This window comes from Methanosalsum zhilinae DSM 4017 (assembly GCF_000217995.1).
Lineage (GTDB): Archaea > Halobacteriota > Methanosarcinia > Methanosarcinales > Methanosarcinaceae > Methanosalsum > Methanosalsum zhilinae.
The window spans coordinates 1,767,439-1,782,725 of the sequence record NC_015676.1 but is presented as its reverse complement, the minus strand read 5'-3'; the positions used below and the strand labels follow the sequence as shown (position 1 = coordinate 1,782,725).

Here is a 15,287-nt window from a genome sequence, read left to right as displayed (position 1 = left end):
ATGGACTATAAAAGAGCGTTTCATGTAATTGATATGGACCCAGGGTCATACGTGAGGCGCTTTGCAGTACCGGTCATTATTTTCGGATTTCTGTTTGCGTTTATTTTCTACTTTTTACTGCCTGACCTGTTCAGTGGTCCTGCAAACATAATCCCTGCCCTGATTCCTGCGGTGTGTATCCTTTTTGCAGTCTATTATCCCCTCTCCTCTGCCCAGGGCAGGGGCTCTGAGATCGATAACCAGATGCATTACTATGTTACCCAGATGGGTTCGATTGCAACTGCAGAGACTCCCAGGGTGGATATTGTACGCATAGTTTCTGAGAATGAGGAGTATGGGTATCTTGCAGATGAGACCAGGAAGATCTATGAACTGGTCACCATCTGGAACATGAGCCTTGCAGATGGCTGCAGGTTCATTGCCAAGCGTACACCTTCAATCATTTTCGAGGATTTTCTTGACAGACTTGCCCATGGCCTGAAATCAGGAGAGGATATCAAGGAGTTTTTGCTCTCGGAACAGAACGTGGTGATGAATGAGTATGAGTCAATGTACAATGGTGCAATGTACTCTGTGGAGATCATCAAGGAGATGTTCGTATCTCTTGTGATGTCACTGATCTTTCTTGCATCCTTTGCTGTTATCATGCCGGTTATCACGGGTATGGATGCAGTTGTCCTTATGCTGATTGTACTTGTAACCTTCATTGGCACTGATGTTATGATGATAATGTTTACCCGCAGCAAGGTTCCAAAGGATCCCATCTGGCAGAAGCCAGGACAGGTTCTCCCTGATTTCAGGGTAAAGCTCTACCGCTCGATTCCTATATCCCTGGCAGGATGTATTCTGGTGACAATTGCTGTACTGATCCATGGCGATATTGAACTGCCCATTGCAGTTGCCCTGTGCCTGACCCCCCTCATATATACAGGCAGGGTCTGTTCAAAGATCGAGAAGAGTATCAGAAGGCGTGATGAGAATTATCCTGCATTCATACGGTCCCTGGGAAGTTCTGCAGGTGCCAGGGGCGGTCTTGTTGATGAGGCACTCAAATCACTGCGTATCCATGATTTTGGACCGCTTACAAAGGATGTGAATGGTCTGTTTAGACGACTGACCACAAGAGTTGATAAGATAAGGTCATGGGAATTGTTTGCAGAGGGTACCGGCAGTAACCTGATCAAGAGGTTCAGTGTGATGTTTGTGGAGGCTACCCATCTTGGAGGCAAGCCTGAGATAATAGGTGATATGATAGCAGTCAATTTCCATAAGATACTCAATCTGAGAAAGAAACGGTTCCAGTCTGCCAGCAGTCTTGTGGGTGTGTTCTATGGCCTGACTGCAGGTATTGGTTTTACCCTGTATATTTCACTGGGTGTTGTCAAGCTGATGCAGGATATGTTCCATACCATTGATATGCCAACCGGGATGTCCATGGGTATGGTGATATATACTGATATTGGAAGTATTGAGGTGCTGTCTGCACTGGTACTTTTGATAATGGTAGCACATTCCCTGTTCTCTGCCATGCTGCTAAAGGTGGTGGATGGCGGACATATGCTGAATTCACTTACCAACTTTGTTATCATGGTCTGGATTGCAGGGATCAGTGCAGTTGTGACCCAGGCTGGTATAGAGTCACTGCTTGGAATCTCCTGATATCAGAATGAATCCCTGATATATTCAGCCACAGCATCCCCGAATTCAGTGGTTGTGCTGTTGCCTCCGATATCAGGTGTCCTGATATTTCGACACAGGGTCTGGTTGATTGCTTCCTCGATGAGTGATGCTTTTTTGAATTCCCTGCACCACTCCAGCATCATTTTTGCAGAGAGTATGGCTGCAATCGGATTTGCATATCCCTCACCTGCAATATCCGGAGCACTGCCGTGAACCGGTTCAAAGAATGCATGGCTGTTCCCGATATTTGCACTGGGAAGCAGGCCAAGGCTTCCAACAAGTGCACCTGACATGTCACTTAGGATATCCCCGAACATGTTGGTTGTGACAACCACATCGTATTTCCAGGGTGTTGCGATCAGGCTGTATGCCATTGAGTCCACAAGCCTGTCATCATAGGTGATCCCCTCCTCCTCTGCAATCTGCCTGCATGTGTCCAGGAACAGTTTATCGGATTTGAGTACATTGGATTTGTGTACGATGGTCAGGTGCTTTCGCCGGGCTGTGGCAAGCTTGCAGGCATACTGTGCTATCCTTTCTGAACCCTTCCTGGTGACCACCCGGGTTGTACATGCCCTGTCGTCCCCGATATCCTCGATTCCTGAGTACAGGCCCTCTGTATTTTCCCTGACAATTACAAAATCAAAGTTCTTGTGACCGACTGCACCTGAGATTGCTGCAATTGGCCGGATGGGTCTGACATTTGCATAGAGGTCCAGCCCTTTTCTTATTTTCAGTACCACACTTTCATAATCCGGATCATCAGGGGTTGTGATGGCACCAAATAGTATGCAGTCGCATGACCTGAGGGTTTCGATATCCTCATCTGAGATGGCTGTACCTGTCCTCTCCCAGCGTGCGTATCCAACTTCCAGGTCAACCCTCTCAAACCTGAAATCAAGGGCTTCCAGGGCTTTGAGTGCCTGGGGTATGACCTCCTTTCCGATACCGTCTCCTTCAATTACTGCAATCCTTTTCATTGTTCATCTCCATTGCAAGTTCGCGTACAGCTTCTGCAATCTCATATTCTGTTGCTCCCCAGTGCACCACCCTGCCCCTGTACCCGTTGATGACTGCAGGCCCGCACATCTCCTTCCTGCAGCACCTGGCAATGAACTCTGAGTCAGGTGTTACAAGGTCACAGCTGAAGGGACAGAAACTGCGTCTTGTGTACTCTTTATCCGGATACCTTGACCTGAATATGGAATCCGAGATCTCGCATCCGATCAGTGTAACCTTTTTTCGGGTAATGAGGTCAGAGTCCAGGAACTGTCCCTCAAGTCCTGAGCAGCAGCAGGGAAAGACTGTATCTTTTCCCTGGAACCGGTGCAGGTCTGTGATCTTCTCCTCAAACCTGATCTCAAGGTCTGAGAACAGGCCGCTGTTATCAAGTCTGCGGATACAGTCTGCAAGCCAGGGCAGGGGTGGTTCTATGTCCAGTACCTGGATTGTTCTTATACAATCTGTATCCGGTCTGTGGATAAATGTTATATGTTCGTCAATTCCTGTAAAGATTACTGTAGTGATCTCTCCACTGCAGAGCCGGGCTGCAGTTTCTATCAGCAGTCTTCTGTTTTTTATATTGAGCTTTTCATCATACCAGATAATCTCATGGGTATCTGCAATCAGTTCCAGGGAATCCACGTGTGTTAGTATGGGTTTTTCAGATGATCTGACACTGTACAGTCTCCAGCCACTGTCGTGCTGGCATACCAGGTACCTGCTAAGAAAGTAGACCCTGTCAGTCCTGTCATCTCCTGTCCTGCATACTCCCACATGCTTGTATTCTTCAGGAAAGATCATTTTTTTGCCTTCTTTTTCCTGTGTGCCACAAGACCACCGTCTTTGAGGATCTCCAGCAGGAAGTCAGGGAGCCTGTTTGACTGATAGGTTTTCTCAGGCGTTTTTATCAGACCCTTTTCAAGATCCACCTCAATGATATCCCCTTCATTGCATTCTATATCAGCTTCCACCACAGGCAGTCCCACGTTTATGGCGTTTCTGAAGAATATTCTTCCAAATGATTTTGCTATCACACATGAGATCCCTGCGTATTTCAGGGCCAGGGGTGCCTGTTCCCTTGATGATCCGCAGCCAAAGTTATGTCCTGCCACTATCAGGTCGCCTCTGCTGATCTTTTCTGTAAACTGCGGATCAATTCCTTCCATTGCATGATCTGCAAATACCTGCATGTCAGTGGTTCTGAGATATTTGCCTGGAATGATTACATCTGTATCAATATTGTTCCCGTATTTCCAGGCACGTCCTCTGATTATATCCATCAATTTCACCTGCTTTGAGTTATGTTTTTTAATATATGTATGTACCGATGATCATTCCGGTGTGAACCATCGGGTATGTTCGATGATTTTTGCATAAATTGTCGAGTATAGTCGATGGTTTTATGTTGGCGCAGGTTCATATATAATGACCATGGACCAGAAGCTGATTGAGGTTCTTGAGAGACAGAATCCATGGTGGTTTGGAAAGGAGTATGACAGGGGCATTGCGCGTCTTAAATATTATCCCTATCTCTTAAAGTATGCTGATACTGAGGAGATACTGCTGATACTGGGTGCCAGGAGGACAGGCAAATCAACCCTGATGTATCAGATAATTGATTCCCTGCAGGTGCCCGGGGAATGTATACTGTACGTGAATCTGGATGAGCCTATTCTGCAGAGCAGGGGCGTTGATCCGTCACTGCTTCTGGATATAATTGAATATCATGTGGCTTCAGCAAAGCAGGATAGGTACTATATATTCATTGACGAGGTACAGAATTATGATTACTGGGATACGACCCTGAAAAGTCTCTATGATACTGATAAACGGCTAAAATTTATTCTGACAGGCTCCACTTCAGGACTTCTCAGGAGAAAAACCATCACAAGACTGTCCGGCAGATACCTGATAAATACAGTATACCCTCTGACATTCAGGGAATACCTGGACTTTAAGGGTCTGGAAAGGATAACCTCGGCTGAAAAAAAGCATGAGTTCAGGAATTATCTCAGGTTTGGTGCTTTTCCAAGGATTGCACTGGAGGAAGATGTACATATAAAAGAGGAGTTGCTGAAAAACTATTATGAAACAATATACCTCAAGGATATAATCTTTCCACACAGATTGCGGGATAACAGGGATCTTGCAGATCTGCTGTATTTCATAATATCCAATATAGGCAAACCGTTTTCCTATAATTCCATGTCAAAGGCTCTTGGCATATCTGCAGATACTGTGAAGGAATATCTGGGATATGCAGAGGAGTCCTACCTCATCCATACCCTCAGCAGGTTTGATTATTCGGTTAAAAAACAGATCCAGAATCCCAGGAAAGTATACTGCATTGATACAGGTCTTGTGAATTCTGTTTCTTTCAGCTTTTCAGAGAATTACGGCAGACTGCTTGAGAATATTGTGTTCATGGAACTTAAGAGAAGAGATCTGGATGTCTACTACCACAGGAATTCAGGTGAATGTGATTTTGTGACCGTGGAGAATAAACGGGTAACCGGTGCGATACAGGTCACCTCAGAGCTGAACGTTTCAAATGAGAAGCGTGAGATACAGGGTCTGATTTCAGCAATGACTGAATATAACCTGAACCATGGCCTGATCCTGACAGACAATACCCAGGATACGATTGAAAAGGACGGCATGACCATTTCGGTCAGGCCTGTCTGGAAATGGCTTCTGGAGTAGGTTATAATAAGAACGCTATTATCGCAAGTATTATGAAGATGATTACAAGCCATTTTGCTATCTGCATGGAAAACCCTGCAATCCCCCGTGCTCCCAGGACATAGAATACAAAAGCCAGTACCAGGAACAGAATTGCCAGTCCGATAAGATCCACCATATTTTCTAACCCCCTGTAACTATATGTTAGCGTGGATTATTAATCTGTACGTAAGTATAATTCGAATGATGCAGGAGTGTGAGTTTTTTTTGCAACTGTGCCGCATCTGGTGATGCGGGGTGGGAGTTATTCAGCTGGCAGGATATTGGAATTTTGTAGTTGCTCTCTTTTTAAATGTTTTATTCCTTAAGGAATCTGACAACTTCGCCAGGTTCTGTCCACTGGCCGCTGGCTATTATGGTGCCTGTATTTATACTGGTATTGATGGCTGTATGGACATTATCACCCATGATCACTCCAAGTTTTCTGCGCCTGGAATCTATTTTTTGTCCCTTGATGGTAACTTTGATATTTTTTCCATCATGGCGAAGGTTTGCTACCTTTGTTCCTGCTCCAAAATTGCAGCCGGTGCCAATGATGCTGTCACCTACATAGCTGAGATGACCGATATTGGTACTGTCCATTACAATACTGTTCTTAATCTCCACTGCATTTCCTATCCGTACCCTGTTACCAATGGCGGTGTGTGGCCTTATATAGCAGTTGGGTCCGATATCACAGTTTTCTCCTATGATTACAGGGCCAACAATATATGCACCGTTTCTTATGATTGTACCCTTACCAATACTGACCCTGCCATGAAGTGTGGCGTTTGGTTCAACAGTACCATGGCACTGCTCTTTTACATGGTCCAGAATTATTTCATTTGCATTCAAAAGATCCCATGGTCTGCCTATATCCATCCAGTTTTCGTTTATTTTCCGATATCCGATTTCAAGTCCTTTATTGAGCATTATTTCCAGGGTGGATGTTATCTCAATTTCACCCCTGCTGGATGGAGGTGTCATGGAAATATATTGGAATATCTTCTCATCAAAAAGGTAAATTCCAGCATTTGCAAGGTTTGAATCAGGCTTTTCTGGCTTTTCCACAATTTCTGTTACCAGATTATTATCGATATTTATGATACCATAATCCGATGGGTTTTCCACTCTTTTTACTGAGAGAACAGTGTCTTTATCTGATTTTATTAAATCTCTCAGATGTTTTGAACTAACCATCATATCTCCATTTAGAACAATAAATCTTGCATCAACATGGCCTTTTGCCTGTTCTATTGCATGTGCAGTTCCTCTGGCCTTTTCCTGCTGAACGTATTCAATGGACGCTCCCCATTTCTTTCCATCCCTAAAATAATCTTCAATAACCTGACTGCAGTATCCTGTTACTATCACAAACTGCTCTATACCTGCACTGATTGCAGATTCAAGAATGTATTCAATTATTGGTTTATTTGCAACAGGTAGCATGACCTTTGGCCTGGAGCTGGTAAGCGGGCGCATTCGAGTTCCTTCACCGGCTGCAAGAATTACTGCTTTCATAAAAGAGCCTCTTTTACAATTTCTTCTCCCAGACTGTATATTTCCTTTACATTGTTCCTTGACTGGGCAGTGATGCGTATCTTTGGTTCAGTACCTGAAGGCCTGATCAGCAGCCATCCGCTATCCATGTCAATTCGTATGCCGTCTATCTGACTGACCTGGCCTAGGGGTTCTGCTTTTTTCTTAATCAGATTCATAGTATGTTCTTTTTTTCCATTGCTGCATTCGAATGTGTTCCTTATAATCGGATATCTGGGCAGAGATCTGCGTATTTCGCTAAGTTTTGAGTCATTTATCAGTGTAACAATTTTTGCAGCAGCGTATATCCCATCCGGACAGTATGTTAATTTCGGAAATATCCAGCTACCGGAAGGCTCTCCTCCAAATACTGCCCTGTATTTTTTAATTGCTTCAGCAACGTATACATCGCCCACTCTTGTTCTTATTATGTTTATGCTTTCCAGTGCATCATCGACTGTCATTGATGTATCTACAGGAACTGCAATGGTGTCACCTTTATTGCATTCGTTTTGTCCAAAAATTGCCAGCAGTTCATCACCTGGTACAAAGTCACCATTGTCATCCACTACCATCATTCTATCTGCATCACCGTCATGTGCAATTCCTGCATCTGCATTGAACTGTTTGACTGCAGTTTTTAACAGATGAAGGTTTTTATCACTGGGTTCAGGATTTCTTGCAGGAAAAGTTCCGTCTATCTGTGAATTGATGGTTATGACCTCACACCCCATTTTTCTCAATATATGGGGTGTTATAAGTCCACCCGGTCCACATCCTGGATCAACCACGATTTTTCGCTGGGAGACTCCTGCATTTTTGAGAATAATATCAGAGTGGGATCTGATGACATTGGGTAAATCAGTTACCTGGCCTATACTGTTCCAGCCAACCTGTTTTAAGTTGCTGTTCTTGATATCAGATTCAATTTCATTCTGCTGTTTTGAATCAAAGGCCATTCCATCAGGATTCCAGAGCTTGATACCTATATACTCTGCAGGATTGTGGGATGCTGTGACCATGACTCCGCAGTCAAATTTTCTGGCAGCATATGCCAGTGTGGGAGTGGTGACTACACCGGTTCTGTATACCTCACACCCTGCTGAGGCAAGTCCGGAGATGATGGAATTTTCTATCATTTCTCCTGATATCCTGGGATCTCTGCCAATAACTGCAGTTGTGTTCCGGTTTCCCAGAGTCATCCCAACTTTCAGGGCAAGGTCTACAGTGACTTCTTCATTAGCAATTCCGCGTATACCAGATGATCCGAACAATTTCATATTCTCAAGTTCCTTTATTCTACTGTTACGCTTTTTGCAAGGTTTCTGGGTTTGTCTATTGAACAGCCGCGTTCAAGGGCTGTATAATATGCCAGAAGCTGCAGAATTATGGTTGAAAGGACCGGAGAGAGCAATTCATGGGTTTTTGGAACAGGAATTATGATATCTGCATATTTCTGTATTTCCTGGTCATCCTCATCAGCAATTGCAATTACCGTGGCACCTCTTGCCTTGATCTCCTTGATATTGTTCAGCATTTTGCTGTATGTATGGCCACCGGTTGCAATAGCCACAACCGGTGTACCCTCTTTGATCAGTGCAAGGGGTCCGTGCTTTAACTCACCTGCAGCATAGCCTTCTGCATAGATGTATGATATTTCCTTAAGCTTGAGTGCAGCTTCAAGGGCTACAGGATAGTTCAGGTACCTGCCAATAAAGAAGTAGCTGTCCGTGTCTGAGAACATGGACGCACACCTGTGGACCTTGTCCCTGTTATTGAGTATTCTCTGTACCTGTCCTGGTATTTTTTTTAAGGAGATGAGTATATTTTTCATATCTTCATGACCTATATTTCCCCTCATTCTTCCAGAGTGCAGTGCAAGAAGATAGAGTGCAATTAACTGTCCTGTGAAAGTTTTTGTTGCAGCCACTCCGATTTCAGGTCCAGAACGTGTATAGATCGTTTCGTTAACCTCACGCGTTATTGTACTTCCTACAACATTTGTGATTGCAAGGGTTCTGCACCCGTAGGATTTTGCACCTCTTACTGCAGCAAGTGTGTCTGCAGTTTCTCCGGACTGCGTTATGGCAACTGTGAGTGTATCTCCACAGAGGACCGGATATCCGTACCTGAACTCAGAGGCAATGTCAACATCTGTATGAATGCCTGCGAGCTGCTCAAAAAGATATTTGCTCATAAGTCCTGCATTCCAGGATGTACCACAGGCGATTATCTGTATTCTTGATATGTTCTGAATATCTTTTCTGGTAAGTTTCAGGTTTTCAAATTTTACAGATCCTTCAATTTCTGATATCCTGCCTGCAAAGGCATTCTGTATTGAGGTTGTCTGTTCATGTATTTCCTTTAACATGAAATGGTCATAGCCTGCTTTTTCTGCAGCTTCTGCATCCCATTCAATGATGGTTTCGTTTTTATGTACTATTTTAGCATTTTTATCAAAAAAATTCACTTCATCAGGTCTGATTACTGCTATTTCACCATCTTCAAGATACACTACTCTTTTTGTTTGGTCAATTATTGCAGTTACATCAGATGCTGCAAAATTTTCACCTTCTCCAAGACCGACAACAATAGGGCTGTCCATTCGTGCTGCAAAGATGGTGTCTGGTTCACATTCACAGAGAATTGCCAGGCCGTAGGATCCTTCAAGTTCCTGTACTGTGGTGCAGAGGGCTTCAAGTGGATTGGTTACAGGTGTTTTGGATCCAGGTGAACCATAGAGATTTCTGTGCATGAGGTGTGCTATTGCTTCACTGTCCGTTTCTGAGATGAATATGTATGATTGAGCTGACAGTTCTTCTTTGAGAGTCTGATAATTTTCGATTATGCCGTTGTGTACCACTGAAATATTTCCAGAATTGTGCGGATGTGCATTATCTGTATCAGGAATACCGTGTGTTGCCCATCGGGTGTGTCCTATCCCGGTTTTTGAATTGAGATTTTCAGGAATTATTTTTTCCAGTTCGCAGATCTCCCCGGCCTTTTTATATGTATGGATTGAATCATTGGTCACACTGATACCTGCAGAATCATATCCCCTGTATTCAAGTTTTTTGAGACATCCAAGAAGTATACTCTCTGCATGCTCTTTTCCTGTATATCCTACTATTCCGCACATATTCAATTCCCTTCAGAGTACTGTGGAGCCTGGTGTGAGTTTCCTGTAGATTACGTTTTCTGATTCGATCTGGCAGTTTGTTGATATCATTATACCTGCCCTTACAAGCACCCTGTGACCTATGGTATTATAATCTCCTATAACAGTTCCAAGTTTCTCAGCGCGTCTTAACTTGCCCTTCATTTCAATCCTGAGATCCTCTTTCTCTTCGGTGATGAAGTGGGATCCGATAGTGTTGCCGCTTGCAATGATGGAATTGGATATATGACCGTGTGAGGATATTCTGGTATCCTGCATTATGATGCTGTTCTGTATCTGGGTAAACGATCCTACAGAACAGTTATCACCTATTGTTGTGGAGGGAAGGATCACTGTATTTGGCCCGATCTCACAGCCATTTCCAATCATTACAGGACCGATGATCTGACATCCTGGATAGATGACTGTATCCTTTCCGATATGCACATTTCCCTGGATGGTCGATCCTGGGAACTCAGGTGTTTCTGACGGAGTGCAGGTATCAAGAACAGTGGCATTTACCCTTATCAGATCCCAGACATAGACTGCATCCATCCACCTGGCACCGGTTGTCACATAATTTACATCCATGCCACTGTCCACCATCAGCTGAATGGTATCAGTTATTGCATATTCTCCCTTTTCTGAGATGGGTGTATGCTCTATAAATTCAAAAACTGCACTGCTGAATACATATATTCCAGTATTTACCAGGTGACTGATCTGGGTACTGGGTTTTTCTATAATCTGTTTTATCCTGCTGTCCTGTGAGACTATAACCCCATACTTGCTGATGTTTTGCATCTTTGATGCCAGTATGGTGGCATCCCCGCTATGTCCGTCAATGATATCTTTGATTGTTTCAGGTTCAATGATATTATCCCCATTCAGGACAAGGAACTCGGATTCATTTTTTAGATATTCAGCAGCCTGATTTATTGCATGGGCAGTTCCAAGCTGTGTTTTCTGCTCTTTATATGTAATACTGACACCAAGACTTACCCCATCTTCAAAATAATCCATGATACGCTCTTTCTCGTATCCAACAACAAGAACAATATCCTTAATTCCATTTTTTTCAAGCGCATGTATCACATGCTCAAGTATTGGCCTGTTTGCTACAGGCAACATCACCTTGGAACGCGTAAGGGTAAGCGGCCTGCACCTTAGCCCTTCACCACCCGCAAGAATCACTGCTTTCATGTCTGATAATCAGTAGTGTACTGATTTATAATTTTTCTTTATATCCCCGAGATAAAAGAAGGTTATCGCACCCTCAGGTGCGAAATCATATTTCAATGGTTGTACCATCCAGCACATCTCTCTCACTCACATCCACCTCAATCTGAGTATCATCAAAGCTGATGATGTATGGACCACGTGGCATTGTCTCAAACTGAGTTTCACCATCAATTGGTCCGGTTGTGGAATACGGTACAGTGAACGAGAAGGTACCATCCGAGGTCATGGTCTGGGAGTAACTGAATTCTCTGTACTGATTGGTCCTGATGGTATTGCTGATAGTAACCTCAGTTCCCTCAGGCGCTTCACCTGTAATGGTCGCACCCTCAACAAACTCAAAGATCTTCACATACCCTGTATCCTCTTCAGGAACATTTCCACCATAGACCACATTGTAGATGTACTTGTATCCAACTTCCTGCGATCTACCCTGAGGAGACTCATACACCATCCTGTACCTCTCCATACCATCAGCATCAAAGATATGCAGTCGTGCTTCCATTGAATTGTAATATCTCTGGCTTGGCACCATCTGCTGGCCTACATCGGTCTGGATTGGTACATAGTACCCATCAGTATCCCCCGTCCATGCAGCCATTGCATGGAACTTACCGGTTGCCATCTCAATATCCGAAATCACATACCTGGCAGCAGCTTTATCCGGGTCAGGATGTATATCATAGAGTTTCTCTGTAGCAGCTTCTTCTGAAGGAGCAGTGAAGAACTCACCTGCTGTTACAGCCCCTTGCTGGAATGGATTAGCATGGGGTATTCTGTGACCAATAGCTGTTATCCAGTGTCCATAATCCCACCATGACATCACACCATATGCTGTATCTGGATAGTCATAGATGCCGTCTTCAGGTATTTCATAACTCTCAAGATAATCAACACCTGTATCAGGTGTATGATATCTCAGCCATTCCATTGCATCAATCCACTGTCCTCCAGGTCCACCTGTTCCTCTGGATGCCTGCTCAAGTGCAATCGATCCTGCAGGATACACAAGAACCAGCAGAACCAGAACAACACTTGCAACATGCCAGATATTTGGTTTCTGGTTATCGGTATCAGCTTTCTTTGCCTTGGCCTTGCTCTTTTTCTTCTTTTCCGGCTTTGGATTATCTGCAGGTGCAGCATTTTTCCTGTTTTTCAGATTATTGATCAGCTGCGGCCATCCTGCCCAGTTGAGCACCATTATTCCTGCAAAGGATGACAGTATTGCAGCATTGACTGCATAATAGTATGTGAACCTGTTCTGCTGGAGCATTGCCCAGATCATGACAAGTGACCAGACGATAAGAAATGTCTTTTCCTGAGTGTTTTTTTGAGTTATGGCAGTGTATGCAAGATATATCAACACAAAAAATGATACAATTCCCAGTGCACCAAAGCTGTACCATAGAGGCATAAGTGTGATCTCCCCACCTCTTACAAGGAGAGGAGATGCTTCTGCAATGGTTGCTGCTCCGCCACTGGTAAGGAAAAATGCCGAAACCCTTACTATCATATCATATACCGGTGAGATAAAAAATTTAGAGAATACCACTACTGCCGCAAAAAGAATTCCAAGAAACAGGGGATAATAATATTTCTTCAGGTCTTTTGAATTAAATAGGATTGAGAGGCCTGTCAAAATTGGTAAAATTACAATCCCACTGATAAGTCCTCGTATGTGGAGTGTTTTACCAAATCCTCCAATGACAGGGGATGAAAGTACTGCAATAAGCGCAATTCCAAATATGACTACACCTGCAATTGCTAGATATTCGGTTCGTCTTTCATGCATATGGTCAATTAGGTGCTGTATGACGAAGTAAACTCCAAGTACAAATGCAAAAAATACTCCTCCCTGCCATGCTAGCATATAGGCTGCCAGTGCAATCCCTGTAATTATCACATAGGCCATAAATGGTTTGATTTTACCAAGTTCTTTATTTTTGAATGTGTTAATATCAATATTGTATTTACGGGATTTAATCAGTGCCATAATCAAAAATGCTGCAACAAATGTACTGAATAAAACTTCAGCTACATGATGATCATTAAAACCTATCATTGATCTTGAAAGAAACTGACCGGGAACGATTGCAATCAAAAAGGCCGCAAAAACTCCAACCCTGCGATCATTGAATGCCCATTTAGCAGCATAATAGGTAGGAATTGCAACAAGTCCTCCAAGAACTGCAGGATAATATGCAGCTGCTGTATGTAACAGTTCAGGACTGGGATTTCCCAATCCAATAATCATGACTACGGTAACCAGTATCATTGCATAGAGGGGTGCCCAGTGTTGTTCGGTTCCAAATGGATAATTTGTATATGCATCAAATGCCAGATACTGTGGAAAGTTGTAAGCCACATTTTCTATAATACGTAAATAATACCATGGATCATTTCCACCAAATCTAACAAAATCTCCTACAAATACGAATTCTGCTGGTATAATTCTGATATAAATTGCTATTAAAATAGAAATTAATACTCCAAAAAAATAGGGTAAACTACTTTTTATTCGATTCTTAACAACGCTATTTTTTTCAAGGTCCGTCATGTTGTGCTCACCCACATTATGGGAACGAATCCCTCTATCATCAGGTTTGTTCTGAACTCATTAATGTTAAAAATATATTATTATAAGTCTTCAATGACCTTAAAAGTACTATTAATATAAATTCTTTTGTAGAATCATGTATTTTCAATGTTCATCAGTGATTCATCAAACTCCATTTACTGCCTTCAAACTATAATCAGGAAAAGTAGTATTTATATTTTGGAAACCAGTGCAATACTAGAGTCACGTTTGATTGGATTCATGCAATACTTTTTGAATAACATCTTCATATTCATTTGCAATATTTTTCCAGTCAAAATCTCTGGCTATTTGCATATATTTGCTACCATCATGAATTTGACTTAGAATTTTATTAGTCATATTGATAAAACTTTTTAGATCGTCATAATAGTAGAGGTCATCATCCATCAAAGTTTCCAGAGCAATCATTCTGCTTGATAAAACAGGCTTTCCACATGCTAGATAATTGAATATTTTCCCCCCAACAGTGATTTCGTTTTTTTTCACGTGTTTTAAAGGATTCAAACCAAGGTCCATAGCAGAAATATATTTATAAAGATCATGATATTCTACTCTTCCTGTGAAAGTGATTTTATCTAATACTCCTAACTTATCAGCAAGCTCTTTAATCATTTCACCATAGTCGGTGAAAAGCCCTGGGCCAACCACCAATAGCTTAACATCCAACTCTGGTAAAGCTTTAATGACAGTCTCTAGATCTACCCAGTATTCCAGGGATCCAACATATCCTATAACTATTCCGTCCAGTCCCAGGTCTTTCTTAGCAACTTCTGTGGATATTTGTTTAAACATAGTTGTGTCTACACCATTTGGAATAACATGTACATCTTTCACACCTATAGAATGCAAAAACTGTTTGAATTCTTCTGTAACAGTAATTACAGAATTTGATTTTTTTAGATTATAATGAATGATTGATTTAACACCCGTTTTAACTATTTTTCCAAAAAATGAATTTGGATAATAAGTTGCAGCAGACTCTTCATAATGATCCAGATAATCAAAAACTAAAGGTAAGTCTCCTTTGATGAAATTAACGGCAAATGCCGGTAAAATATTGGCCGACACAATTACATCTATTTTTTCCATTTTGATTATATTTCTAAGTTTAACCAGATGTGTTAAACTATTTATCAAATAATAAGAAGACGGGTCATCGACATCGACAGTAGTTAAATTATGGAGTATACATCTAGTGTTCCTTTCTTTTTCCTGATGAAATTTTTTTAATGTGAAATGAGCCACATGTACGTTATGATTCTCAGCAAGTATATCGAAAATAAAATTGAGTCTATTTGGAACAGGATGCCTGATCCAATCTGTGGTGGGTATCACTAAAATGTTCATTGC

The 15,287-nt window shown here is 42.3% G+C and carries 12 protein-coding genes; 2 read left to right on the top strand and 10 right to left on the bottom strand.

Annotation, left to right across the window (positions count from 1 at the left end; genetic code table 11):
• Entirely contained in the window at positions 1 to 1,659 is a 1,659-nt protein-coding gene (gene flaJ, locus MZHIL_RS08360) for an archaellar assembly protein FlaJ (RefSeq protein ID WP_013898934.1), read from the top strand.
• A gap of 2 nt (positions 1,660 to 1,661) precedes the next feature.
• Here flaJ and MZHIL_RS08355 read toward each other — a convergent pair whose 3' ends face one another.
• From MZHIL_RS08355 to hacB, 3 genes are read right to left on the bottom strand one after another with little or no spacing between them, the layout of a single operon-like run.
• Complete coding sequence (locus MZHIL_RS08355; protein ID WP_013898933.1) at positions 1,662 to 2,660, bottom strand: isocitrate/isopropylmalate dehydrogenase family protein; 999 nt, start codon at positions 2,658 to 2,660, stop codon at positions 1,662 to 1,664.
• The gene (locus tag MZHIL_RS08350; protein ID WP_013898932.1) at positions 2,638 to 3,483 is read right to left on the bottom strand and encodes a DUF7714 family protein; all 846 of its coding nucleotides are present in this window, start codon (positions 3,481 to 3,483) and stop codon (positions 2,638 to 2,640) included. The genes MZHIL_RS08355 and MZHIL_RS08350 overlap by 23 nt, the downstream gene beginning before the upstream one ends.
• A complete protein-coding gene (hacB, locus tag MZHIL_RS08345; RefSeq protein ID WP_013898931.1) occupies positions 3,480 to 3,962 on the bottom strand; it encodes a homoaconitase small subunit in 483 nt (160 codons plus the stop codon). The genes MZHIL_RS08350 and hacB overlap by 4 nt, the downstream gene beginning before the upstream one ends.
• Positions 3,963 to 4,107: 145 nt before the next feature.
• On the opposite strand from hacB, the gene MZHIL_RS08340 reads away from it, so the two are divergent.
• Positions 4,108 to 5,385: an ATP-binding protein gene (locus tag MZHIL_RS08340; RefSeq protein WP_013898930.1), complete on the top strand. Its 1,278-nt coding sequence runs from the start codon at positions 4,108 to 4,110 to the stop codon at positions 5,383 to 5,385.
• 1 nt (position 5,386) lies between these two features.
• Here the strand turns inward: MZHIL_RS08340 and MZHIL_RS10395 are convergent, their stop codons facing one another.
• From MZHIL_RS10395 to MZHIL_RS08305, 7 genes are all read right to left on the bottom strand, one after another.
• Positions 5,387 to 5,542 carry a DUF1328 family protein gene (locus MZHIL_RS10395; protein ID WP_013898929.1) on the bottom strand — a complete coding sequence of 52 codons (156 nt, stop codon included), beginning with the start codon at positions 5,540 to 5,542 and terminating at the stop codon, positions 5,387 to 5,389.
• A gap of 179 nt (positions 5,543 to 5,721) precedes the next feature.
• Positions 5,722 to 6,924 (bottom strand): bifunctional sugar-1-phosphate nucleotidylyltransferase/acetyltransferase, encoded by a 1,203-nt coding sequence (glmU, locus tag MZHIL_RS08330; protein WP_013898928.1) that lies wholly within the window; start codon positions 6,922 to 6,924, stop codon positions 5,722 to 5,724.
• The gene (gene glmM, locus MZHIL_RS08325; RefSeq protein ID WP_013898927.1) at positions 6,921 to 8,222 is read right to left on the bottom strand and encodes a phosphoglucosamine mutase; all 1,302 of its coding nucleotides are present in this window, start codon (positions 8,220 to 8,222) and stop codon (positions 6,921 to 6,923) included. The genes glmU (MZHIL_RS08330) and glmM overlap by 4 nt, the downstream gene beginning before the upstream one ends.
• A 14-nt stretch (positions 8,223 to 8,236) precedes the next feature.
• Positions 8,237 to 10,081: a glutamine--fructose-6-phosphate transaminase (isomerizing) gene (gene glmS, locus MZHIL_RS08320; protein WP_013898926.1), complete on the bottom strand. Its 1,845-nt coding sequence runs from the start codon at positions 10,079 to 10,081 to the stop codon at positions 8,237 to 8,239.
• 12 nt (positions 10,082 to 10,093) lie between these two features.
• Positions 10,094 to 11,302, bottom strand: coding sequence for a bifunctional sugar-1-phosphate nucleotidylyltransferase/acetyltransferase (glmU, locus tag MZHIL_RS08315; RefSeq protein WP_013898925.1), 1,209 nt, complete (start codon positions 11,300 to 11,302; stop codon positions 10,094 to 10,096).
• 85 nt (positions 11,303 to 11,387) lie between these two features.
• Positions 11,388 to 13,895, bottom strand: coding sequence for an oligosaccharyl transferase, archaeosortase A system-associated (locus tag MZHIL_RS08310; protein WP_013898924.1), 2,508 nt, complete (start codon positions 13,893 to 13,895; stop codon positions 11,388 to 11,390).
• 243 nt (positions 13,896 to 14,138) lie between these two features.
• On the bottom strand, positions 14,139 to 15,284 hold the full coding sequence (locus tag MZHIL_RS08305; protein WP_013898923.1) for a glycosyltransferase: 1,146 nt from the start codon (positions 15,282 to 15,284) through the stop codon (positions 14,139 to 14,141).
• Positions 15,285 to 15,287 lie beyond the last annotated feature (3 nt).